The 24,680-nt window shown below is 60.2% G+C and carries 22 protein-coding genes; 9 read left to right on the top strand and 13 right to left on the bottom strand.

Annotated features, from left to right (window positions below; genetic code table 11):
• Positions 1-67: 67 nt before the first annotated feature.
• From P5540_07100 to infC, 11 genes are all read right to left on the bottom strand, one after another.
• A complete protein-coding gene (locus tag P5540_07100) occupies positions 68-967 on the bottom strand; it encodes a sugar phosphate isomerase/epimerase family protein (GenBank protein HRT64582.1) in 900 nt (299 codons plus the stop codon).
• A 68-nt stretch (positions 968-1,035) separates the two neighbouring features.
• Positions 1,036-2,289: a Gfo/Idh/MocA family oxidoreductase gene (locus tag P5540_07105; protein HRT64583.1), complete on the bottom strand. Its 1,254-nt coding sequence runs from the start codon at positions 2,287-2,289 to the stop codon at positions 1,036-1,038.
• Positions 2,290-2,495: 206 nt separating this feature from the next.
• Positions 2,496-3,353, bottom strand: coding sequence for a regulatory iron-sulfur-containing complex subunit RicT (gene ricT / locus P5540_07110; protein ID HRT64584.1), 858 nt, complete (start codon positions 3,351-3,353; stop codon positions 2,496-2,498).
• A 21-nt stretch (positions 3,354-3,374) separates the two neighbouring features.
• Positions 3,375-4,460 carry a DNA polymerase III subunit delta' gene (holB, locus tag P5540_07115; GenBank protein HRT64585.1) on the bottom strand — a complete coding sequence of 362 codons (1,086 nt, stop codon included), beginning with the start codon at positions 4,458-4,460 and terminating at the stop codon, positions 3,375-3,377.
• Positions 4,457-5,098, bottom strand: coding sequence for a dTMP kinase (gene tmk / locus P5540_07120; protein HRT64586.1), 642 nt, complete (start codon positions 5,096-5,098; stop codon positions 4,457-4,459). The genes holB and tmk overlap by 4 nt, the downstream gene beginning before the upstream one ends.
• A 37-nt stretch (positions 5,099-5,135) precedes the next feature.
• The gene (locus P5540_07125) at positions 5,136-5,990 is read right to left on the bottom strand and encodes a prephenate dehydrogenase/arogenate dehydrogenase family protein (protein HRT64587.1); all 855 of its coding nucleotides are present in this window, start codon (positions 5,988-5,990) and stop codon (positions 5,136-5,138) included.
• 168 nt (positions 5,991-6,158) lie between these two features.
• A complete protein-coding gene (locus tag P5540_07130) occupies positions 6,159-6,956 on the bottom strand; it encodes a DUF3883 domain-containing protein (protein HRT64588.1) in 798 nt (265 codons plus the stop codon).
• 297 nt (positions 6,957-7,253) lie between these two features.
• Entirely contained in the window at positions 7,254-7,979 is a 726-nt protein-coding gene (gene hisA / locus P5540_07135; protein ID HRT64589.1) for a 1-(5-phosphoribosyl)-5-[(5-phosphoribosylamino)methylideneamino]imidazole-4-carboxamide isomerase, read from the bottom strand.
• Positions 7,980-8,071: 92 nt separating this feature from the next.
• Complete coding sequence (gene rplT, locus P5540_07140) at positions 8,072-8,443, bottom strand: 50S ribosomal protein L20 (protein HRT64590.1); 372 nt, start codon at positions 8,441-8,443, stop codon at positions 8,072-8,074.
• Positions 8,444-8,512: 69 nt separating this feature from the next.
• Positions 8,513-8,710, bottom strand: coding sequence for a 50S ribosomal protein L35 (gene rpmI / locus P5540_07145; protein ID HRT64591.1), 198 nt, complete (start codon positions 8,708-8,710; stop codon positions 8,513-8,515).
• 86 nt (positions 8,711-8,796) lie between these two features.
• Positions 8,797-9,324, bottom strand: coding sequence for a translation initiation factor IF-3 (gene infC, locus P5540_07150; GenBank protein HRT64592.1), 528 nt, complete (start codon positions 9,322-9,324; stop codon positions 8,797-8,799).
• Positions 9,325-9,940: 616 nt separating this feature from the next.
• On the opposite strand from infC, the gene P5540_07155 reads away from it, so the two are divergent.
• The 4 genes from P5540_07155 to P5540_07170 are packed head-to-tail and all read left to right on the top strand — an operon-like array spanning position 9,941 to position 13,586.
• Entirely contained in the window at positions 9,941-11,335 is a 1,395-nt protein-coding gene (locus P5540_07155; protein ID HRT64593.1) for a C45 family autoproteolytic acyltransferase/hydrolase, read from the top strand.
• Between the two features lie 42 nt (positions 11,336-11,377).
• Entirely contained in the window at positions 11,378-11,869 is a 492-nt protein-coding gene (locus tag P5540_07160) for a hypothetical protein (GenBank protein HRT64594.1), read from the top strand.
• 41 nt (positions 11,870-11,910) lie between these two features.
• A complete protein-coding gene (locus P5540_07165; GenBank protein ID HRT64595.1) occupies positions 11,911-12,183 on the top strand; it encodes a hypothetical protein in 273 nt (90 codons plus the stop codon).
• Positions 12,180-13,586, top strand: coding sequence for a hypothetical protein (locus tag P5540_07170; protein HRT64596.1), 1,407 nt, complete (start codon positions 12,180-12,182; stop codon positions 13,584-13,586). The genes P5540_07165 and P5540_07170 overlap by 4 nt, the downstream gene beginning before the upstream one ends.
• Before the next feature lie 48 nt (positions 13,587-13,634).
• Here the strand turns inward: P5540_07170 and P5540_07175 are convergent, their stop codons facing one another.
• A complete protein-coding gene (locus P5540_07175; GenBank protein HRT64597.1) occupies positions 13,635-17,612 on the bottom strand; it encodes a tetratricopeptide repeat protein in 3,978 nt (1,325 codons plus the stop codon).
• 215 nt (positions 17,613-17,827) lie between these two features.
• On the opposite strand from P5540_07175, the gene tilS reads away from it, so the two are divergent.
• The 5 genes from tilS to P5540_07200 all read left to right on the top strand — a co-directional run bounded on the left by tilS (position 17,828) and on the right by P5540_07200 (position 23,215).
• Entirely contained in the window at positions 17,828-19,207 is a 1,380-nt protein-coding gene (gene tilS, locus P5540_07180; protein HRT64598.1) for a tRNA lysidine(34) synthetase TilS, read from the top strand.
• Positions 19,185-19,703 (top strand): hypoxanthine phosphoribosyltransferase, encoded by a 519-nt coding sequence (gene hpt, locus P5540_07185; GenBank protein HRT64599.1) that lies wholly within the window; start codon positions 19,185-19,187, stop codon positions 19,701-19,703. The genes tilS and hpt overlap by 23 nt, the downstream gene beginning before the upstream one ends.
• Positions 19,704-19,905: 202 nt before the next feature.
• Entirely contained in the window at positions 19,906-20,427 is a 522-nt protein-coding gene (locus tag P5540_07190) for an adenine phosphoribosyltransferase (protein HRT64600.1), read from the top strand.
• A 5-nt stretch (positions 20,428-20,432) separates the two neighbouring features.
• Positions 20,433-21,269: an HAD hydrolase-like protein gene (locus P5540_07195; GenBank protein HRT64601.1), complete on the top strand. Its 837-nt coding sequence runs from the start codon at positions 20,433-20,435 to the stop codon at positions 21,267-21,269.
• Positions 21,270-21,277: 8 nt separating this feature from the next.
• A complete protein-coding gene (locus P5540_07200; GenBank protein HRT64602.1) occupies positions 21,278-23,215 on the top strand; it encodes a hypothetical protein in 1,938 nt (645 codons plus the stop codon).
• Positions 23,216-23,311: 96 nt separating this feature from the next.
• Here P5540_07200 and P5540_07205 read toward each other — a convergent pair whose 3' ends face one another.
• Positions 23,312-24,571, bottom strand: coding sequence for a metallophosphoesterase family protein (locus P5540_07205; protein ID HRT64603.1), 1,260 nt, complete (start codon positions 24,569-24,571; stop codon positions 23,312-23,314).
• Positions 24,572-24,680 lie beyond the last annotated feature (109 nt).

A 24,680-nucleotide genomic window follows, 5' to 3' on the forward strand; every position in this document is an offset into this window, starting at 1 on the left:
GCCGCGGATCCAGAATAGAACAATCCCGCGGCGGTTACAAGAAAAACCCACAGCCCCGTCGTCCGCCTTACAACGAGGCGGTCAGTGTTTCAAGAAACAATCGGGCTTTGCGGGCTTCATCAAGAAGGGCCGGCGGTTCTCCCGGGGCAAGGCATTCGACGATCAGGGGGCCGGAGGTGAATCCGCCCTTTGCGAGCCGCGCCATGACTTTCGGAAAATCCACCTTGCCGGCGCCGGGCGTTACGCTCACGTTCTTGGGCGGAAGATAGTCCTTGACGGACATGCCGACGACGATTCCGTCTACGGACGCCGCGTCGTCCACCGGATTCAGATTCCCGTCCGAGTAATAGAAAATGTTGCCGGGATCGTACCAGAGGCCGAAGTTCTTTTGCGCCACCCGGTTGATAATCGCGCGGCATTGCGGCCCGGTCGCATTCAACCCGCCGTGCGGCTTCACACTGATGCCCATTTTCTTTTCGGCGGCATAGGGACAGCACTCCGCGATGGCGTTGTAGTAGGCATCGAAGATTTTTTGATCGCCGACGCCGCCCATCATAAGATTTTCGACGCCGATGATTGCACAACAGTCAATCAATCCGCGAAGACCTTTGATGCCCGCCTCGAGCGATTCGGCGACCGGAATGTCGCCGCCGTATACCGACGCGACTTTGAGGTTGCGTTTGCGGCATTCGTCGCCAATCGCATGCGCTTCTTCCGGGGTGGTTTTCACAGAGACGACCAGGTGTGTTTCCGACTTGGTCGTCATGAGGCCCACATAACGGTAACCGGCTTCCGCGATGGCGTCGAGCGCCACGCGGTACTCGTACTTGTCCCAAGGCCGCGTGTAACAACCGATCCGCCATTTCGCCGTCTCCTGGGTTTCGTCCGCCCCGGCATCCCGGGCAACGGCCAGTCCGACGCAGCCGGCTACCGATGATTTGAGAAACATGCGACGTTTCATCTTCATGGCGATCAATCTCCTGTTCGCCCCGTGCCGGATTCACCGTCAGATGCGCAAGGGGCGTGCCTGTTTCGTTATCCCTTGTGGATTTTTCGTTTTTCCCGGTCGTACACCTGCCGCTCGCCGGTTTCAAAGGCGCGCGTTGCCATCAGAATCGCGACACCGTGCTGATATCCGGCATCTATCGAGGCGTTCGGCGTTTCGCGGCTGCGCAGGCACTTGAGCCAATTGAGGAAGTGGTCATCCGTGGGCACGTCCTCAATGGGTTTCTTTCCTCGGATGGCGCCCTTGTTCTTGCTGCCGCCTTCCGCGGTGAGAACGGGGCTGGTCCAGTTGACCATGTCGAGCGTGCCCTGGTCGCCGAGGATGCGGAAGGTGTTGCTGCCGCCGTTGCCGAAATTGGTTGAATAGGACACCATGAACCCCTCGGGATACGTCCACAATGCCTGAACATGGTCCGGGCAGGTGAATCCATACTCGTCCTTCCATGTGTAGACGCCGCCGAGACATACGGCGCTCGACGGAAATTGCGCGCCCGTGATGTAATGGACCAGATCGATATAGTGGCTGGCGAATCCCGGCACCGGTCCCCCGGAAAAGTCGAGGAATCCGTACCAGCCGGTAAACTGCACCGAACTGAAGGGGCGCATGGGACGGTCGTGGAGAAATTCTTTCCAGTCCACGTCTTCTTCCTTGGCTTCTTTCAGGTAGTGGTACCAATAGGGCTGCTCGCCGTTGCGGCATTGTTCAATCCGCCCGACTTTGCCCAAAATGCCCGTCTTGTACAATTCCCGGCACCCTGTGAAACTCGGAAGGCTCCGCAATTGGGTGCCGATCTGGCAGACCACGTTGTTGGCCTTTACGGCGTCGGCGGCTTTCTTCAGCGACTCGAGATCCATGGAGATGGGTTTCTCGCAGTAGACGTCTTTTTTGGCTTTTGCCGCCGCCTCGAGATGCAGGGTGTGGACATGATCCGGCGAGGCAATCATCACGGCATCAATGTCGTCGAGCGCCAGCACGTCGCGGTACGACACAAACGGCCTTGCCTCGCGCCCGTATTGTTCCTTGGCCTTGGCGGCGGCCATCTCGCGCCGGATTCGCCATGGATCGCAAACAGCCGTGACCTCGATGTTCTGATCCTTGGCGAACGGATATATGCCCGCCATGTGCGCGTCAAGCCCCCGGCTTCCGCAGCCGATGATGCCTATCGAAATGCGGTCGTTGGCGCCTTTTACCCGCGCGTAACTTGCCGCGCTCATGGACATGGCCACCGTTCCCACGGAAGCCGTTTTCAAAAATCCCCGCCTCGTCATATCCTTGTCCGCCATGCTGCAATCCTCCCGCCGCGTTTTGTCGCCCGGTCTGCGCGCCGCGCCCACGCGGGCTTTTCGTATTTGCGTTTCGATTCCAGAATACGCAGCCGCGCAACGCAAATCAATTTGGGCTTGCCTTCCGGACGAAGCGGCCGGATCCACGATGTCCGCCTGTCCACGGTTTGGCCGGAAACCGGCCGTGGATCGAGGTCGTCCGGCGCTTATTTGCGGCGGCGGCGTTTTTTCCGCTTGCCACGCGGTTTTTCGTTGCCCGGAAGGCCCGAAGCGACAGGTTGGCTGGATTCTTCAGAGTCGGCGGCCGCTTCTTCAACGTCCGGTTCCGCTTCTTCCATCGTCTCGATTTCTTCGGGGTCGCCGTCAGCGGTTTCGGGATCGGATGCGGCATCCGGCACAGCGGCGGCTTTTTTCTTCTTGGGATCCTCGTAATTGGCGTTTTCGTAACTGAGACAACACATGAGCCGCCCGCATTGACCGCTGATCTTGGCGGGATTGAGGGAAAGATTCTGGCGCTTGGCCATCTTCATCGAAATGGGCATGAAATCCGTCAGCCACGTCGCGCAGCACAATTCGCGCCCACAGGCCGCAAAGCCGCCGACCGTCTTGGCCTTGTCGCGGACCTGGATATGCTGGAGTTCGATGCGCGCCTTGAGTTCGTGGGCCAGTTCCCGCACGAGATCGCGAAAATCCACCCGCTCTTCCGCGGTGAACCGGAAGGTGATCTTGTGGCGATCAAAGGTGTATTCGACATCCACCAGTTGCATGGAAAGATTGCGTTCGCGAATTTTCCGGGCGCATAGTTCGAACGCCCGTTCTTCTTCCTTGAGGATTTGCTGAAAGGTCAGTTGATCGTTTGACGTGGCCCGGCGAACGACCGGCTGCGCGATGCCTTTCACTTCCTCCTCGGTGCAGTCTTCCGGCTCGGCCATGCATGTGCCGAATTCGAGACCCTGTTCGGTACGCACAATGCACGCGTCGCCGGGGGAGAGCACAATGCCGCGCGCGGTAAACACCTGCACCCGGGTGGGCCGCCGAAGCCGCACGATTACTTTTTGCACCATATCACCGCTCCGCCATGCGACCTATTCGGACAACGCCAGAAAAAGGTCGCGCAGCACCCGTTCTTCCTTGAGGTTCCGTTCAATATACAATTTGGCCTTTTCCATGGCCGCGCATTTTTTGTCGAGTTCTTCGGTTTTCATCACGCGCAATCCGTCAATCTGATCGCGATTCAACACGCGGTTCGCGTCGCCGGTCACGTTCAGCACGAGCGCGTCGCGGTACCATGTCTGGAAAAGGAAAAGATATTCCATGATATCACGCCGGATGAGCGATTCCGCAAGGGCCAGTTGTTGTTTCTTCATCTCTTCGCGATCCTCGCGCGTCGCCTCCTTGTAGGCCTCGGAATCCATCTCGGCCTTGAGGGCGGTTTTGATTTCTTCCCGGCGCTGGTTCAGGCGGTCCGCGAAATCTTCCGCCAGGGCCAGCGGATCCGCGCCCTCGGAAAGTTGCCTGGCCACCGCCACCACGACCTCGCGTTTGTCGGTATCCACGAGGTCCAGCGCGCGGGACATCTGCCCTTGCGCGACGGCGGCAATCGCCCGCGCTGTGTCGGGCGGCAGATCCCGTGTGCGTTCGAGCAATTCCGCGACGGTTTCCGGGCGAAGCGCGCCAAAGCGGATGCGCTGGCAGCGCGATCGTATCGTGGGAAGCAACAGGCCCGGCGATTCGGAAACCAGGATAAACAGGGAATTGCCCGGCGGTTCTTCGAGTGTTTTCAGGAAGTGGTTTTGCGCGGGAACACCCATGCGTTCGGCGTCCTGAATGATGAAGACCCGCCAGTTCGACTCGAAGGGGCGCAAGGTCGCCAATTCCGTCATGGAACGAACCATTTCCACGGTAATGATGCGGGACTTGCTGACGGGCGCGAGAAAAACGACGTCGGGATGGTTGCCCGCCGCGACTTTGCGGCAGGACAGGCAGGCGTCGCAGGCGTCGTTCTCGCGTTCCCGGCAATGGATTGCCTTGGCTGTTTCCGCGGCGGCAAGGCGCTTGCCGACGCCGCCCGGTCCCCAAAACAGCAATCCATTGGGTATGCGCCGCCGTAACAGCATGTTGCCCAGAAGGCGCATCGAGGCATCCTGATCGCGAACGGCCTTGAGACTCATCCGCCCTCCAGCAAAGTGTCGATCCGCCCGTGGATCATCGCCGCGACCGTTTCCGCGTCGCGCGTGCCGTCCACAATTTGAACGCGCCCGGGATCCCCGGACGCGATCCGCAGATATTCAGCGCGGACGCGTTCGTGAAACGCAAGCGTTTCGCGCTCGATTCGGTCGGGCGTGCCCATTCCGGCCTTGCGGGCCAAACCGAGCGAGGCGGGCACGTCTATCACGAACGTGATGTCGGGCCGCAGACCGCCCGTCGCGATCCCGTGCAATGGCTCAACCACATCGTGGCCCAGACCGCGTCCCGCGCACTGATACGCCGTCGTGGAATCGGTGAACCGGTCGCAAATGACAACCGCGCCCACCGCAAGGGCCGGTCGAATCCGTTCACCGACGTGCTGCGCGCGCGCCGCCTCGTACAGCAGGAGTTCCGTCACGGGAAGCATCGTGCCGTGGGCGGGATCGAGCAGGACGCGGCGGATCGCCTCCGCGATGGGCGTGCCGCCCGGCTCGCGTGTGCAGACCACCGCCCGGCCCCTGGCCTCCAGATAGGCACGTAAAAGCGCCGCCTGGGTGGATTTGCCACAGCCTTCCACGCCCTCGAACGTGATAAACAGTCCTCTGGTCGGTTTCCTGGTCATGCCGGGCCCGCCTGCCGGCTTTGCGCAATCCGGCATGTCATGTTCCCACAATTTCCTCACGGGCCGCGCGGCCGGCCTTGAAGAAGGCCTCGATAGACAAGCCGTCGCCACGATCAATGGCCGCCCGTATCTGCCGCAGTTCCTCGGTGAATTCGTCCAATCCACTTAAAACGGCGGCGCGGTTTGTCAGGCAGATATCGCGCCAGACTTCCGGGCGGCTTGCCGCGATGCGGGTGAAGTCGCGAAACCCCCTGCCGGACAAGGGCTGGGCATTGGGTCCCTGCCGCACGGCGATGGTAGCCAAGGCGGCCGCGGCCACATGGGACACATGGCTGGTCCGCGCAACAATGGCGTCATGCTCGACCGGTTCAACCTCGACAATCCGCGCCCCCACCGATTCCCAGAGATTACGGACGAGATTGCGGGCGTGATTGTCCACATGTCGGGATTTTTCCAGGACAACGACCGCGTTTTCATACAAATGTGCGAAGGCATGTTCAGGTCCGAATTTCTCCGAACCCGTCATGGGGTGGCTTCCGATGAAGCGACGGGGAACAGACCACGTCGCGTTGGCATGGGCGCAGATGGAAGCCTTGGTGCTGGCCACATCCGTAACGATCGCCGAAGGCAGCGCAATATCCCGAAGGACATCCAGCAGGGGAACAACCTGGCTGGCCGGGGTGCAAATCACGATGAGATCCGCGTCCTGAACGCCGCTGGCCAGATCCAGATGGGCCGAATCGATCGTGCCGGCCTCCAGTGCCTTGCTCAATGATTCGCGGCGGCGTCCCACGCCGCGCACCACGCCGGCCAGCCCGCGCTCCTTCAGGGCAAGGCCCAGCGATCCGCCCAATAGTCCAACGCCGATTATCGCCACCGACTCGATGTGCATTTAATTGGCTCCCTCATGTTGGGGTATCTTTTGCTTTTCTGCCCTTGCCTGTCAACTTGCTCACATCCTCACATCGTGGCCGCGCACAATAAGGCACTTCCCTTTTCTCGCACTTATCTCCAATGCACAAACGAATGACCGCCAGACGGTGAACTCTTACATAAACACTTATATGATCGATATTGTTGATGACCATGTAACGCTGATTGATTTCTGATAACGGCACGAAACCATCAGCCGGCCAGAAGGGTTCCTTACGACCACGGCCTTGGGAATATCAACCAAATTTCCGACGACCACAAGCAGGTATCTATCCTTGCGCAGTTTAGCCTCTACCCATTCCCTGTCTGTGAAGAGGATGTTTCCCTGTTGTTCCTTGATGCCCTTGACCTCTATCGCGGTTCCTCTGTCATGCGTGATACCGAAGTCGTACCCAACAGCAGCATTGCGTAGATCGACAAGATGTTGCGGAAGGACGTTCACCAAGTCAGAACAATTGGCTATGAAATATTCCTCCGCACGCCTGCCGGTTAGCAGTCTTTCAGCCACATTCGCGGCTGTCTTCGTGATTCTTGCCAGTGCGTCTATAGCATCCTTTACCTCGGTGTCCGCATGCGACAGGATTTTTTCCACGAGCACCATCAAGGCATCGTCGCTTACTTCCTTCAACTCTTCCATGACTGTTTGCCTGTTAGCACGTAAAGGCCGCATGTGCCAGCCTTTGCGCGGATTGAGATGAATAGGATCAAACTCATCTCTCAGATTTTTGAACGTCGCGTCTGGCTCCATTAGTGATTTGGAAGCTTCCCTGTAGGCCTCGCGCCAGCTGTTCAAGCCTCTACAGTACAAGTAACGGTGGTCAAGGCGACTCATGGCATATCCGACCACGATCGCCTTTGTTTCCAGTCGTTTTCTCGATAGGTCTTGTGTCATTTTCTGTCTCGCGTGGCGCCAGCCAAGCCGCATGGTAGTACTGCCGTTCTGACAAATCAACCGCGCTCGTGTGAACTTTGTCGTGGCACCATCGCAACGTCAGGACTGAAAAATACCTTTTCGGCATCGCGAGTACTGCGATCTTGTCTGCTTCAGGACAGAACACACTTTCAGAATTGGCCGCCAAGAACAGTATATATGGGAAATTTGTAAAAGGCTTCATCTGGCAGATTGTATGCGAAAGCATGACAAGACGATCCTGGTTGAACCACGCCGAGTTTACGCGCAGCCATTTCGTTCGGCATCGGGGGAATCCTGGATGCTCAACTTTCATTTGCCCGACGCAATGGCCATCGCCTCGGCGAGCGTGAATCGTTTCAGATAGAGCGCGCGGCCCACAATGATTTCGTCAATGCCGTCGGGTTCGGCCGTCCGAAGCGCGCGGATGTCGTCCAGGCTGGAAATGCCGCCCGACGCCGTCACGGGAATGCGCACGGCGCGCGCAATCGCGCGCGTCGCTTCGATGTTCGGCCCGGCCATCATGCCGTCGCTCAGGATGTCCGTGTAGATGATACGCGCCGCGCCCGCCGCCTCAGCCTCCATCGCAAACGGAACCGCGTCCGTTTCGGTGATCTCCAGCCAGCCTTCGAGGCCGACCTTGCCGGCCTTGGCGTCTATGCCCACGACGATGCGCCCCGGATAGGCCTTCGCCGCCTCGCGCAGAAAAGCCGGATCGCGAAAAGCCGCGGTGCCGAGAATGGCGCGCTCGACGCCCGCGCCGAATACCGTGTGAAGGGTGTCCATGGCGCGGATCCCGCCGCCGACCTCGCATGGCACGCCGGCCGCCGCGATGGCTTTCAACTGCGGCGCGATACAACAGTGGCCCGCCTTGGCGCCGTCGAGGTCCACGATATGCACAATAGCCGCGCCCTGTTCATGCCAATGCACGGCTTGGGCAACGGGGTCTTCGCCAAACACGGTTTCCCGGCCGTAATCGCCCTGAACCAAATTGACACACAGGCCGCCGCGGATGTCCACCGCCGGCACAATTTGCATGGCTGACCTCCCACGAACGGGCGGAAGCCTTGAACCCTCCGCGTCCTTCCGTTTCCGCCTGAAAAGATCCTGACGGGCTGATGGTGCGGACGTTAGGCCTTCGGCGTGGCGCCCAACTGCGCCTTGACCACTTCCACGAGGTGATTGAACGCAACCTCGTCGGTCACCGCCAGATCGGCAAGCATTTTCCGGTTGACGTCCACGTTGGCCATCTTGAGTCCCTGCATGAACCGGCTGTAACTGACGCCGCACGCGCGGGCCGCCGCGTTGATGCGGGCAATCCACAACCGGCGGAAATCCCGCTTGCGTGCGCGGCGATCACGGTACGCGAAACACAGCGAACGCTCAACCGCCTGGCGGGCGGTTTTGTACAAACGCCGATGGCCTCCGCGGAAACCGCTGGCCATTTTCAGATATTTTTTCCGCCGGGCGCGTGACGCCGGGGCATTGGTTGCACGAGGCATGGTCTTGACTCCTTATTTTCCGAAACCGCCGGGTGGGCGGGTTGCAGACTCTATGAACGATTCAACGGGTTACGCGTAGGGCAGCAATTCCTGCGCGCGCTTGTGATCGGACGCGTCCAGCACCATCGGGCGGCGCAGTCCCCGCCGGCGCTTGGCCGATTTCGAGGTTTTGAGATGGCCACGGAACGATTTGCTCCGCTTGAACAGGCCGTTCTTGGTCCGGCGTAACCGTTTGGCCGCGCCGCGATTCGTCTTGACTTTTGGCATTGTCGCACCTCCTGATAAAACAAAAAAGGATCTCCCTGCCCTGTCCTGAAAAGGGTCCGCCGTGATTCTGTCGTGCGCCGCCGGCGTTAGGCCTGCGGCGCCGGGTGGGTCGTCGGATGGGCGCCCGCCGTCGGCGACAGAACGATGCACATGTTACGGCCTTCGAGTTTCGCCGCCGAAACGTCGCAATCCGCCTGGCTCAGGTCCTTGGTGCCTTCCACGACCCGCGCGAGGATTTCCCGTCCAAATTCCGGATGGGCCATTTCGCGGCCGCGAAACATGATTGTCACCTTGACCTTGTCGCCTTCCCGCAGGAATGCGCGCACATGATTGGTCTTCGTTTCGAAGTCGTGCACGTCAATCTTGGGGCGGTATTTGATTTCCTTGACCGTGATCGTGTGCTGATGTTTTCTGGATTCCTTGGCGCGCTTGCTTTGCTGATACCGGAATTTCCCGTAGTCCATGATGCGACATACGGGCGGCATCGCCTTGCCCGCCACTTCCACCAAGTCCAGGCCCCGTTCCTCGGCTTCCCGCAACGCGTCCGCGGGACTCATGATGCCCAGTTGGTTGCCTTCCTCGTCAATTACGCGAACCTGTCGCGCACGAATCATCTGATTCACACGGACCTTTTCCTCTTCAATCCTGGCGATTGGACGATCCTCCTCATGGGGGCACCACGCCCCGGTACTGCCTGATTGCGGCGGCCGACCACCGACACGTCCGCAATGAAAAATCGGCGGAAGACACCTGTCCTCCGCCGATGGGCGTCGCGTTCAGCGGGACAATCGCGCCCGCGTCCATGTTTCGCGAACCCGGCCGGCAAGCACGCGCGCCGCCGCCGGGTGAGAAGCAGATGCTTCTGCTTGTTGCCCGAATCCGTTCCGGGCAACCGTCATGGGCCGTATTCTATCACGCTATTTTTCCCTTGTCAACCGAACGTCTTGGCGGCTGTTCCACAATCGGCGCCCAAAGGCGTATTGAGGCTCGAAAATAGGCCTGAAAGCCAATAAAGATGCCGTTTGTTGGGCGACGAACGTCTGCGCGTTTGATCATTGTGTTCTTGATCAAAGGATGCGATGGTAAAGCGGCAAGATGCCGCTTCTACCGTAGACGCGACATCTTGCCGTGTTCCCGGCGTGCGGAGCGCATGCCGTTCTTTGCCACGCGCCGGCGCATTCCAGTAGACTTGACAGAGACATTGTGGCGAGAATGGATTGGGAAAAAAGTATGCGACATTCTTTTGAACATTTCGTGTTGGGGATGATGGTGATTGCGGCAATAGCCGCAGGGCCGGTTTCGGCGCAGACGGCGTCTTCGGCGCCGCAAGAACTCGTTACTCCGGCGTTGGTCATGGAACCCGAAACGGTGCTGATCGACCAGGAAGGCGCGGGGAAACTTTTCCGGGTGGACAACCAATGCCTGCTGGTCATGGAGGGAACTCCGGCCGAAATGGGGTTTCAGCACGGACGCCTGCTCGCGAAACAAATTCGGCATATCATCCGGGAAGGCTACATGGCCAAGGCTTTTTACGCCAAGGGATATTCCAGGGAATACATTGCCGCGCAATCCGAACGCATGGAAAAACATTTTCCCCCGGAATATATCGAGGAAATGAAGGGGCTGGTCAAGGGACTCGAGGCGGCCGGTGTGACGGACATTGCCTATGAGGATATCCGGACGGCCGTCACGCAGGCGGAAATCGCCCATCACAAGCCCAACGATCCGCCGGAATTGAATCGTCCCGGCACGGCGGCCCCGGCCGAACACTGCTCGAATTTCGCGGTGTGGGGCCAGTGGACGAAAGACGGGCGGTTGCTGCACGGGCGCAACCTGGATTGGAATATCGAGGACGGTGCGCAGGAAAACGCGGTCATTCTCGTTTGGCGGCCCAAGGGAGGCATTCCATTCATGATGCCGGGCTGGTCCGGGGGGATCGGAAGCGTCAGCGGAATGAACGCGGAGGGTATCACGATTGGGGAGATGACCTCGGTGTCCTCGGAAGAGACCTTCGACGGTCTTCCCCTGATGCTTCTGATGCGGCGGGTGCTCGAAAAGGCCGCCACGCTCGACGAGGCCGTCGCCATCATCGAGAAAGGCCCGCGCACCACGGGCTGGAATTTCATAATGGGTGATGGAAAAATTCCAAGCGCGCGGGCGCTTGAGGTGGATGCCGTCTCCTGCGGCGTGTTCGGTCCGCTCGACCCGAAGGAAACGGAGCGAACCGGGCACTGGGCGATGAAGGACGCGATCCGGCGGACAAACCACCCGATCGGCGAGGCCCAATTGCTCAAACTGGTCCTTCGATACGGCGCCCAATACGGTATTGATGCCGGAAATCTGCAGGCGGCCCTTCCCCTGCTCAAAATGCAAAACACATGGAAACGCTACGACTGGATTGGCAAGCAGATAGAGGCGCCTCCCGGAGGAATGGATGTGGCCGCGGCGGCGCAATTGCTGGCCAATCCGCCCGTTGGCGGACCGGACACCGAAACGTTGCACGCCTTGATATGCGATCCGGCGAACAAGACGGCGTACGTGGCCGTGGCCGGCGCCAATCCGCCCGTGCCGGCGCCGTTGACCCGTTTTGTTAAAATCGGGTTGGCCCAATGGTTTGCGCGATGACCGGGCCACGCCCTTTCAGGACTGAAATACAGGAGTTTTTACATGCCGTTTGGCCGATCTGAAATGCATGAGATTTTCCGGCGCACGGAAATTATCCGCCGGCCCACGTATGGAATCATCAGCGGCTACCATGAACTGCCTTACGTGTGTCTGGGCGGCGCGTGCGAACATGGATTCTCCACAACCGAAGTCCGTGGACGGGTCCACGTGTCGCCCCGTTTTGTGTTGCGGCCTTCCCGCTATAATCCGACGTACGGCGATGTGTTCGGCGAGGAAAATGTTGATTTGGAGTTGATGGGGCGCGTGTTCGGTTTTTTGGGATTTCGCGACAGGCCCGTCGAGTGCAAATCGGAATACATCACCGTGAAACATCTCAAGGAACCCGTTGAATCGGCCCTGGCGGCCACCTTGGATGAACTCGAACGCATGGAAGACATCACGACCGGCGTTATCATTACCCCGGACAGCCATTATTATCCCGTTTCCGTCGAGCGGTTTATTGCCGCCATTCTGGAAGATGAATTCAACGTGTAGGGCCGGTAATCCGGCCTGAATGCCGTGGAGGATCTCTCGTCGTGAAAAGTGCGTATGAATTGGCGATGGAACGTTTGGAAAAGACCAGCGGACCCACCAAAAAACTGTCGGACGAACAAAAAGCGCGCATGGCCGAAATCGAAAAACGGTTCGAGGCCCGAATCGCGGAACAGAAACTGTCCCATGAGGACAAACTGCGTGCGGCCGGGTCGCTGGAGGACTTCAACCGTCTCAAGGCCGAACTGGCGGAGGCGATTGCCGCGTTGGAGGCGCAACGCGACAGGGAAAAGGAAATCATCTGGAATTCCGAATGAAAGCGGGTTGGGCGCGACGCTGGGGACCATTGCTGGCCGCCGGAGCGATACTGGGCGCGTTGGCTCTCGCGGATGCCGTTATCAAGACCTCGCCGATGACGGGGTTTCGTCCTTCCGGCGCGCAATGGACAATCACGGCCCATGATGCCGGCGCTTTTTGCGCGGCCCTGTCGCAAACGCCGGAAGGGGAAGGCGCCACGAAAGCGTTCGACGAGTTTATCGGCGAATTTCAGCGAAAAACGCGGATCCAACTCGGAATTCGCCCGACGATTCTGCGCTGGCGGGTCTGGATGGGCGGCCGCATGGTTGTCGCCTCCGCGCCGGAAGGCGTGGGTGTTTGTCTCCGTCCGGGCCTTTTGTTGCACGCTGTGGATGGATGCCGGCGGCTGCTGGAAGGTCCGAGAAATCCCCCTTTTTCCTTTGCCGGGTGGCGCTATGCGTGGCGGCAGGGATTTTTGATCCTCTCGCCGTCCGAAAACTATGTGGCGGCGGTGTTGCAAGACGGCGTGGCCGTCCGGCATGAAGGGCGGCTCGACGCCCTTCATTTTCGCCATTTCGGACCGGAGGAATTTCAGGCATCGGTTCAGGCCGTGCCCGGTTTGCCGGTGTCCGGAAGCATTCGGGCGCGGATGGAGCACGCGGAACGTCCCCTTGTGCTGCCGGACAGTTGGGCTAAGCCGCCGATACTTTCCATAAGCGTCCGTAAGCCGGCCCATCTGGCCGATGCGGCCCGCGCAATGGCGCCGTGGATTGGGAAGGCCTGCCCGGACGAATGGGAAAAACTGATTGCGGACGCGTGGGACCGGTGGGATGTGCCTTCGCTGCCCGAAGGCTGGGAGGACGACATCATAGAGATATCACTGGCCTTGACGGATGTGGTAACGGCTTCCGTCTTTCCCCTCCCGGTGCTGGCATGTGTCATGCGCGGGGCAAACGCCGCCGCCGCTCATCCGCTTGCGGCGATTGCGGAAAACAGCCCCGCGTATCCGGCGGAATGGAACGGCGAGCCGGGTCTTCGTATTCCATGGATGGGCAGCGATTTCACCCTGTGCCTGGGCCGGGCCGGAAACGACTGGCTGGCGGCGACGCGCGAACCGGTCATGGCGCAATTAGCCGCGGAAACACGCGAAGGCGTTCCGAGCGAGGCTGATGCGGCTTTGCGCATATACTGGGATCGGGCCGGGTTTTTGTTGCGCCAGATTGTCCAGCATGCCCCGCAATGGAAACTCCTCAACGTTCCCCCTATTGCCGATGTCCGCCGGTTGGATCCGGTGATCGATTTCATTTCGGGCTTGGGGCATGCCGCGTTGAACGCGCACGCCCGGAACGGAGCGCTGGCTTTCGACGGTTTTCTGACCCGGCCTGTGTCGGCGTCCGGCGGCTCGACACCCCACGAAGAGTAATGAAGGGCGAAACGGGGAGAACGGGGAGAAGGTGTTTGAAACGCGTTCTTATTGTGCCGGAAAGCCCAGTTTTTCAAGACCTTTACGTGCCGCTTCCGCCTGGGGATTGGCGGCCAGCGCATGCCGGTAGTGTGTGGCGGCTTGTTCATTTCTGCCGGCCGCGGCATAGATGGCGCCCAGATTACAGTGGGCGCTGACATGTTTCGGATCGAGTTCCGTTGCGCGGACATAGTATCGCACGCCTTCGTCAATGCGTCCGACACGGACGAGCGCATTACCGAGGTCGTTGGCAAAATCCGCGTTTTCCGGGGCATATTCCAGCGCCAAGGCATATTCGGCAATGGCCTCTTCCATCTGTCCTTTTTTCATGAGTGCGTTCGCGATGTTCCAGTGACCATACGGTTCGCGCGGATGGATTTCTATCGCCTTGCGGTAGTTTGCGATGGCCTCGTCCAGTTTGTCCTGGCCGGCCAGCAAATTCCCGATATTGTTGTAGGCGAGCGGAAATCGCGGGATCAGCCTGACGGCCTCTTGGTAATGTTTCAGGGCGTTTTCCGCATCGCCCTTGCACGCATACTGGTATCCGAGGCTGTTGTGGATGTTGCCGTCGTTCGGCCGGACCCTGAGCGCCTCTTCATAGCGGGCGATGGCCTCGTCGCGCTTGCCCTGATCGGCCAGCGCGGTGCCGAGGTTGTTCAATACGAGCACATAATCGGGCATGATCGCCAGCGCCTTTTCGTATTGCTTGATGGCTTCGTCGTAATGGCCCTGCTTGTATGCTTCGTATCCGATATTGTTGTAGACCGTCGGATTGCGCGGATCGACCGTCAGCGCGTACTGATACCACTTGATCGCTTCTTCGGATTTGCCGAGGTTGGCGTATAGAAGCCCCAGATCGTTTGGAATGTTCGAGTTTGAGGGACTGTTCTTCATCGCCTTGTGATAGAGTTCGATGGCCGTGTCATATTGCTGCCGGCGTTCCGCGAGACCCGCAAGGTTGTAATAGGCATACTCGTCCGAGGGGCGCACCTCCAGCGCCTTTCGATAACGTTCTTCCGCCTCGTCGATCCTTCCGAGGCCGGCCAGGGCGTTTCCCCAGTTGTTGAGCGCCAGTGTGAAATCCGGCGCGATGCGCAGCGCTTCCTGGAAATGCCGGATGGCCTCCTCCGGCTTGCCGATCTGCATCAGGACCAGTCCAATGTCGTTATGCGCCCGGGCGTCGTCCGGGTTGAGCCGCAGCGCCTCGTTCAGTTCCGCGACAGCCTCGTCGGTTTTGCCCTGCGCGCCGAGTTCCCGGGCAAGCAGGTAATGGACATCCTGGTTGTCGGGATTGATCGCCAGCGCGTCGCGGTACCGTTTGACCGCCTCGTCGAACTTGCCTTGCGAGGCCAGAATCCGGCCCATTTTGTTGAGCACGTACGAGAACTGCGGATCCACGCGCAAGGCCTCTTCATAATGTTTCATCGCCTCGTCAATCTTGCCGCGCTCCGCGAGGATTTCACCGAGTTCGTTATGGGCGCGCGCATCATCCGGATTCAGCCGGATGGCCTCTTCAAAGTGGGGCGCCGCCTCGTCTTTTCGCCCCTGCAGCACCAGTTCGCGGCCAAGCAGATAATGCACATCCTGATTGTTGGGATTGACCCGGAGCGCGTTTTCATACCGGGCGAGGGCCTCGTCGTAGCGGCCCTGCGCGGTCAACAGACGCCCGAGGCGGTCGAGAACGTGTCCAAAATCGGGCGTCACGCGCAGCGCCTCGTTGTAATGCGCCTCCGCTTCCGCCAGTTTGCCCTGTTCCACCAGGAGCGCGCCCAGTTCGTTGTGCGAACGCGCGTCGTCCGGGTTGAGCCGAAGCGCCTCCTCGAAGCGCGCCATCGCCTCTTCCGTTTTGCCTTGTTCCGCGAGCATGTGCGCGATCTGGTAGTGCGGATCCTGAAACATCGGGTCTATTTGCAGGGCGCGGTTGAACTCCTCGAGCGCCGCCTCGTACTGGCCCCGTTCCGACAACAGCCGGCCCAGTTCGTAGCGCACGTATTTCAAGTTGGGATTCGCCTCGAGGCGCTTGCGATTGCGCGCAATGGCTTCCTCGCCGCGTCCCTGCCGGGACAGCATCGTGTCGAGCCGTTCGAGCACCTCGCCGTAATCCGGCGCGACGCGCAACGCCTCCTCGAAATGTTTTTCAGCTTCCTCCGTCAGGCCTTTCCGCGCGAGCAATTCGCCCAGTTCATTGTGGGCGCGCGCATCGTAGGGATTGAGTTCAAGGGCGCGCCGGTAATATTGTTCGGCTTCATCCGTCTTGCCCTGATCCTGCAAGGCTTGGGCTTGCAGGTAGTAAAGGTCTTGGAATTCCGGATCGCGCTTGAGCGCGGCGTCATAGTGTGCCGACGCCTCGACGGTCCGCCCCGCCGCGTTGAAGAGGTTGCCCAGCCGTTGGTGCATGTAGGCCGCGGTCTGTTCCATGTCCAATAATTTCCGCGCCTCGGCGATGGCTTCGTCAATTTTCCCGATGCGGAACAACGAGTCGGCCCGTTGGTAGTGCCATCGCGCACGATCCGGCTCATACGGAATATACGAGACCGATGCCAAACCGTACAGGACCGCCAAGGCCGCCCCCGCCCCGACCGTCCGCGGCCAATGGCCTTCGCGCGCCCAATCCCCCATGCGGCGCAATCCAAACGCGCCAACGAGAAAGAAAAGCGGAATCAATGGAATCCGGGCGCGGCCATTGACGAAAAACGGGATGAATGTCGCAAAATAGACCGCGATAAACACAAGGATAAGCACGCTCATTTCCGTGCGCGTGACGCCCGCCCCGGATGCCTCGCGCGAAACCGGCTGCCGCCATTCATGCCATAAAAGCAAGGCGAGGCCGAAAAAGAAAAGAGCCGCCGCCAACGGAAATCCGGGCAGGTATTTCAATGGCGCGTAGAAGGCCTTCTCGGCCTCGACGACCTTGTTGCACGTGATTTCCTTTGGACTCCAAAACAACACGCATTTCGCGAGCGCCAGTTTGAAGGTCCGCCATTTGTGTTCCCCGATGTAGGCCAGCGTTTGCCGGGTAAAAATTTTCGACGCTTCCGAATGGGTCAGATCCGGCTTGCCCACTTCCTTGCCAAGTCCCTTGACGACGTTGTCGTAGTCCCATACCGACCAACTGCCCGTGCCTTCAAGCCGTTGCAGGTAGGGGGTCCACGGCGTCACGCCGTCGGAATCCTCGCCGTTTCCAATCAGAAAATTTTCGCCGAAGTAGGTGGCTATCGGCACGAATTCGCCGGAAGCGACATAGTTGCGCACCGTAACAGGGGCGATCGTCAGCAGGGTTACCCCCAACAGCGCGGCCCACGAGGCCGGAATGCGCGCGATCGATCCGCGCCGCCATGCGATCCACGCCATCCATGCGGCGGCAAACGGACCGAAAGCCAGAATATTCGGCCGCATCAGTGCGTAAATCCCAAAAATAAGCCCTATCACGACGGCCCAGCGGACAGTCATGCGGTCTCCCCACGCACGCAACGCGAGAAACAGGCACGGTACCAGAAAAACGAACACGACCGGATCGTTCAGTTCGCCTTCCCAGTAAATGAACCCCCAATAGGTGGCCATGAAAAAGGCGGCGATCAGCCCTTCCTTCGCGCCGTACACGCGCTTGCCCAGCCGGTATACGAGCCAGATGCTCGCGAGTCCCAGCGCGAGATTGAAAAGGCGCGGCGCAAGGTAATTACCGTTGGCCAGCCAGTAGATGGCCGCAAGCAGGTAGCCGTGTCCCGGCGGACGAAAATACGGTGTGGTCCGCATGTGCGGATCGTTGCAGCCTTCGCGCACCGACCAGTCGCCCGAAATCAACGCGCGCGCATAGTAATCCTGCACATCCGGGTCCTGTTGCGGCGCGGCGAAATCCGGCGCGTCGAGAATCACGTCCAAATACCAGACACGCAACAAGAGACCCAGCAGGAGGATTGCCGCCAGCGCAAGCCATTCGCGGCGGGACTTTCCCGCTCGCGCGGTGTCGGGTGAGGAATCTTGGCTCATAATATGAGGGTATGGTACCGATTTGGACCGCAACGCATCAAACCGGCGTCGGCGGATTCAGGTATTTTGCCGCCATGCGACAGGATATACTATATTTCGGCCGGAATGCATGATGGCGTTGTGCAAACGGGCGATGTTCCTTGCCTGCCGGCATCCTGAAGTCCCGAAGTCGAACAAGGGCCGTCCGACCGCCGCCAGACTCCACGAGGTATGGGATGGGATCTTTGCTTGATCGCGCCGAAAAGACCATTCGGCATCATGACCTGCTTGCGCCGGACGATCGGGTTCTGGTGGCGTTGTCCGGCGGACCGGATTCCGTGTGCCTTTTGCACGTTTTGCGCGCGCTGGGATACCCGACGGGCGCCGCGCATCTGGATCATTTGACGCGGCACGGGGCAAGCACGCAGGATGCGGCATGGGTCCGCGAATGGACGGCCCGCCTCGGCGTCGAGTGCCATGTCCGCGAGAGAAACGTGACGGAAGAAGCCCGTGCAATGGGGGTGTCGTTTGAAGAACACGCGCGGGCGACGCGATACGCCTTCCTTGTCGAAATTGCGCGATCCTGCGGGTACACAGCGGTCGCCACCGGCCATCACGCGGGCGATCAGGCGGAGACGGTGCTGATGCGGCTGTTGCGGGGCGCTTCGGGACGCGGCCTTTCAGGCATTCCCTATCGGCGCGAACAGAATGGCGTGCGGATTGTACGGCCGTTGCTGGATTGCCAACGCGACGCGATACTCGAATACCTCGAACATCATGGACTTGAATTCAGAATGGACGTATCGAACACCGACGAGCGCTATTTCCGCAACCGCGTCCGATGCCGTCTTCTGCCGGAATTGGCACGGGATTACAACCACAACCTGGTCGAGGCGTTGTCGCGCACGGCCGCCTTGCTCCAGGACGACGATCGGCTGCTGGGCCGCATGGCCGCGGAAGAAGCCGAGGCGTGCGGCATCCTGGACAACCGGCTGGATCGAAATCGTTTTTCGGCCATGGACCGCGCGCTGCAAGGCCGCGTGCTGTTGCTGCTGGCGTGGCGCAACGGCGCGGATTGTGACTACGGGCATATCCGCGAAGGGATCGAGTTCGTGTGTAATGGCCCGACGGGCCGGCAGTGCGATCTGGGATCGGGATTCCGATTGCGGAACGGACGGCGGTTCGCCTATGTCGAATCGAACGCCTGCGCCCTTGCCGAAACGGAAATTGCCTGTCCCGGCACGACTTGCGTGGGCGGACGCGCCTTCCTCGTGTCGCCCGCGAGGGCCGTCGAACCGCGCGACTGGCGGGCGTATTGCACGCCGGCCCGGCAGGTGTTCGACGCGGACGCGTTGCACGGACCGTTGGCGGCGCGGCCGTGGCGGGCAGGCGACCGCTTCACTCCCTTCGGCATGACGGGAACCAAAAAACTCCAGGACTATTTCGTGGACGCCGGCGTGTCCGTTCCCGAACGCAACGCCCAATGGCTTTTGCTCGCGGGCGGCCGCATCGCATGGATTGTGGGACGGGCCATTGACGCCCATGTGGCCGTCACGGCGCATACGCGGCGGATTGTCGAAGTGGAGGTGTTCGATGAACGTGACGCCCTTGATTAGCCCCGAAACGATCGCGCAGCGCGTCGAGGCCCTTGCGGATGCGCTGTCGCGTCGTTATGCGGGCCGCGAAATCGTGCTGCTTGTCGTGCTCAAGGGCGGCATTGTGTTCGCCGCGGACCTGATGCGCCGGATGACGATTCCCGTGCTGGTGGATTTCATCCGTGCGCGAAGTTACGAGGGGACGGCGTCGAACGGGCCGGTTGCGCTGGGCTATCTGCCCGAAACGCCGCTTGCCGGACGGGATGTCGTTGTCGTCGAGGACATCCTCGATACGGGGCGGACTTCCCAGGCGATCCTCGAATGGGTGCGGGGCCAGGGCGCGGCCAGCGCCGCCGTATGCGTGCTGCTCGACAAGCCGTCGCGCCGCCGCGTGGACATTGAAGCCGATTTCGCCGGCATGGTCATCGGCGACCATTTTGTCGTTGGCTACGGCCTGGACTACGAACAACAGGGGCGGCAGCATCCCGGCATCGGCATTCTGAATGCTGCGGATTGATCCCCGAAAGCCGGCGGGTGTTTTTTCTTGAGGGCCATGGCGGTCAAAAATAATCCCGACGCGAAGCCGCAATGCCGCAAACCTGAAATCGGCCGTTGTCGTGGAAAAATTTTTCGTTGACGCGGCCGAATTCAGGCGGGCTTGTAAATGACGGGACAAAAGCGTCATGCTACCGCTTTCGTGAAAAACGATGGAGGAAACCATGGATCTTGCAGCGATCATCCGCAATGTCCCGGATTTTCCAAAACCGGGGATTCAATTCAAGGATATTACGACGCTTGTGGGCAATGGCGCGGCGTTTCGGGAAATCATCGAAGGTTGGAAGGCGCGATATGCCGACCAGCGCATCACGGCCATCGTGGGCGCGGACGCGCGCGGGTTCATCTTCGGGGCGGCGCTCGCCTATGCATTGGGCATCGGGTTCGTGCCGGTGCGCAAGAAGGGCAAGTTGCCCGCGGCGACCCTCGCCGAGGACTTCGACCTCGAATACGGCAAGGACACGATTGAAATCCATCTCGACGCGCTGAAACCGGGCGACCGGGTCGTGCTGGTGGACGACCTGCTGGCGACGGGCGGGACGATGGCGGCCATGGCCGGCCTGGTGAAAAAACTCGGCGCGGAAATCGTCGAGGTGGCGTTTGTGGTGGAATTGCCGGATCTCAAAGGGCGCGAAAAACTCGCGGGGCTTCCGGTGCATGTGCTGGTGCAGTTTGAAGGAGAGTGAAGCGCGTGAAACGAAATTATCTTCCAGGAACGCAAATCGAAATCATCAACGAAGTGGAACGGGGCCGTCTGAAACACGCCCTGTTCGATTTCGACGGCACCATCAGCCTGCTGCGCGAGGGCTGGCAAAACATCATGGCGCCCGTCATGATCGAAATGATCTGCGGCAAGACCACGCCCACGCAGGACATCATTGACGAAGTGCATCGGGTTATTGACGAAACCACGGGCATCCAGACCATTTTTCAGATGCAGAAACTGGTCGAGATGGTCCGCGCGCATGGTCTGGTGCCCGAAGAGGAGATCCTCGATCCCTACGGCTACAAGGATATCTACAACGAACGCCTGATGGTCCCGGTCAATGAGCGCATCGCCCAACTGGAATCGGGCGCAATGACCGTCGAACAGGCGACCCTGCGCGGCGCGCTCGATTTTGTGCGGATGCTGCGCGACAAGGGCGTCAGGTTGTACGTGTTCAGCGGCACCGACCGCGAGGACGTCCGGAACGAGGCCGCCAAGGTCGGCGCCGCGCCCTATTTCGATGAAATCTGGGGGGCGGTGCGATCGATTGAGGAATATTCGAAGGAAAAGGTGCTCAAGGAAATTATCGCGGCGCATCAACTGCATGGCACGGAAGTCATGACGGTCGGCGACGGTCCCGTGGAAATTCGCAATGGCAAGGAAAACGGCTGCATCGCCATCGGCGTCGCCTCGAACGAGGTGGCGGGCCACGGTTGGGACGAACACAAGCGCGAACGTCTGATACGCGCCGGCGCGGATATTCTGATCCCGGACTTTGCCGAAGGCTCTGCGCTTCTGAACTATTTGTTTCCAACGTCATAGGAATCGGTATGCGCGGGTTGGCGATAGCGGCAAGTGTTCTGGTGGTTGCCGCGACGCTGTTTCTCGGCGCGCATCGAATCCGGCGCGATCCCGCGATCCCGTTCTTGTACGACCGGCACGGCGCACAATGGATTCGCATCGAAGAACCCGTGTCGCTGCAAGCGCGCTGGAACGACCTGCGCGTTCACGGCTTTCGCACCACGTTTTCAGTTGCGGAGAAACCGGACCGGGCGGTATTGAACCTGCAAGGCATGCGCGCGGCCAGCGTGTTTCTCGACGGGGAATGCGTTCTTGACGCTCCCGGCGGATTGGAACGCTGGAAAGAAGTCCGCACGGTGGACTTGGCGCCCAGGCTTGTGCCCGGTACGCATGCGGTGCGCGTCATGGTGCTGAACCGCAACGGTCCGGCGTGCCTCATCGCGTGGTGTCCCGAACTGAATCTTTACACCGGCGCGTCGTGGGAGGCGAGCGACGACGGCAAGACATGGACGCCCGCCGTGCCCGTTTGTCGGCCCCATCGGTATGAACCCGCGCAAAACGTCAAGGCCGTTCCCGAAGTGTTCCTGCGGCGGTTGCCGATCTATGCAATGATCTTCTGCCTGGCGTTCGGATGCAGCCTCATCGTCGGCCGCGCGCCGGGCATTCGCGGATATCTGACCCCCGGAAACGTCCGTTGGTGCGTGCTCGGCGGATTCTTGGTGCTGGGCGCCAACAACCTGTGGAAACTGCCCTTGGATCTGGGTTTCGATCAGGACGGCCACTTCAAATACATCGAATATGTGGCGCGGACATGGCGCGTTCCGCTCGCGACCGAGGGCTGGCAGATGTTCCAGTCGCCGCTTTACTATCTGATAAGCGCGCCCCTGTTTCGATTGCTGGAGAGCGCGTTTCCCCTCGACACCGCGGTCCGCCTGCTTCGTATCATCCCTCTTCTCTGCGGCGCCGCCCAAATCGAATTGTGTTATCGCACAGCCCGGCGCATCTTTCCCGAACGCGGCGACTTGCAGATATTCGCGACCATTCTTGGCGGCTGGATGCCGATGAACATCTACATGTCGCAATATATCTCGAACGAGCCGCTCGCGGGGCTGCTCATCGGCTGCGTGATGTATATGACCCTTCCGCTGTTCCGGGATCCGGCGGCGTTTCGCGTTCGACAGTGCATTCCGCTCGGATTCATGATCGGATTGGCGCTATTGGCCAAAGTCACCGCGCTGCTGGTCGTATTTCCTCCGGTTCTGGGAATTGCCCGTGCCGTCTTTTCCCATGATGGGCCGGTGCGCCGCCGGGCTGAGCAAACATGCGCCGCGCTGGCGTTGCTGGCGGGTGTCGCGGGGCTGGCCGCGGGATGGTACTACGCCCGCAACTGGATTGAACTGGGACGTCCCTTTATCGGCGGCTGGGACGCCTCCCGCGGCATCGAATGGTGGCAGGATCCCGGTTACCGCACCCCGGCCCAATTGCTGGCGTTCGGCGACGCGCTCATACGGCCTGTGTTTTCGGGCATCTACAGTTTCTGGGACGGCCTCTATTCCACCGTGTGGATGGACGGCCTGCTCAGCGGCATGGCCGATCTCACCGCGACGCCCCGATGGAATTATGGGTTCGTCTTTCCCGGCATGTGGTTCGCCCTGTTGCCCTCGCTTGCGATTCTGGCCGGCGCGGCGGGCGCGCTGATCCGTCCCGGCAAATCGGCCTCGACGGGGCTTCTCCCCGCGGCGTTATGCGTCGGCCTTTTCTTGGCCGCCCTGTTGTTCCATTTTCTCACCAACCCGTTTTACTGCGCGGTCAAGGCGTTTTATGCCCTTGGCGCCTTGTCGAGCCTGGCGGTGCTCGGCGCGGCGGGATTGGGCCGGTTGTCGTCATGGAAGCACTCGCGACCCCTTGTTCACGCCCTCTTCGCCTGCTGGGCGGTTTCAGCCTGTCTGGGATTTTTCGCGGGGTGACTTGATCGGCCGTACGCTATTTTGCGCCGGTGCGCGCCAGAAGCGGTTCGATATATCCCTTTTTACCGCATGCGGACCACCGTTCCGCCCGCTTCCTTATTTCACGATAATCATTTCGTCCCGCACATTTCCTTCCATATCGTACGCGCGGTAGGTCAACCGGTTCTCCTGGCCGGTTTCGATGCCGATGACCTGGTACGTCGAAACGCGGGCGATGGTTTTCGCGGCGCAATCGGGTTCGACCAGTTCATAATATTTCGTGCCGGAAACCGCAATCACGTACACGGTGCCCTCGGCGGGTGACGACACTTCCTTACCCGCGCGCATCGGTTTGGTCCGCAGGTAGCCGTGGTCGTGTCCCTGCAGGGCCATGTCCACATGATACCGGTCGAACAGACGGCCCCATTGCTCGCGAACCTCGGCATTGTCGCGTCGAGGCGCGGAGGAATACGCCGGATGATGGAACACGGCGAATTTCCAGACGGCCTTCGACGACTTGAGTTGTTCCTCGAGCCATGGGCTTTGCGCCGCCACCGATGAATTGGAATCGAGCACGACGAAAAGCGCGTTGCCGTAATCGAACGAATACGCCCGCTCCGGCCCGATGTTCGCCGGACCATTTGTGGGCAGCGTCAACAGATCCAGATACAGGCGGGGGCCTTCGCCCCGGGGACAATCGTGATTGCCCAGCGCGGGAACGTAAGGACGGCGGTCGAACACGCCGCCCGCCGCATGAAAGAACATGTCCCATTCCTCGCGGTTGTTGCCCCGGTTTACGTTGTCGCCCGCCACCACGTAAAAGGCCGCTTCGGGATGGCGATCATAAGCGGCATGCAGCAGGCGCCCCCACGTGTCCAGCCCCAACTGCGGATCGCCCAAGTATACGAACGAAAAAGACGCGGCCGTTTGCGGCGCCGTCGTGAATTCAAACCATTCGCTCCATTCCTTTTTGTTGCCCACCCGGTAGGCATAGGATGTGCCGGGTTTCAGGCCGTCCAAGACCGCCGAAAAACGATGATTGACGGGATCGTTCGCGGTTCCCGGATCCTTGACTTCGCCGACCGTCGCGGTGATTGAGGTGTACTCGTTTTCCGGCGCGCCTTTTTCACGGAACTGGACAGCCCCTTTCTTGATTGTCGGCGCCGTCCTCCACTGAATCGCCTGGGTCGTCCGGGGATCGCCGCTCCAAGTCAGACATACTTGATCGGGCCGGGGACTTGCCGGATACGCCGTGGAGCGAACCCCTGTGTCGGCAAACGCTTCCCGGGTAATCTCGAAAAATTGCGGACCGGCCAGAATGGCCGCCGCGCTTGCCGTCGCCAACACGCCCAACCACACCAAACGATTGCGTTTCACATCCATTCTCCTTCGGGTTTACCTCTTTGACCTTTTTAGATCGTTTACGGTTCCGAAAACGGTTTACTTGCCTTGATCCATGAGAGTACCTTGTTCTCGGAGTCGTGAA

The organism is Candidatus Hydrogenedentota bacterium (assembly GCA_035450225.1).
Classification (GTDB): Bacteria; Hydrogenedentota; Hydrogenedentia; order Hydrogenedentales; family SLHB01; genus DSVR01.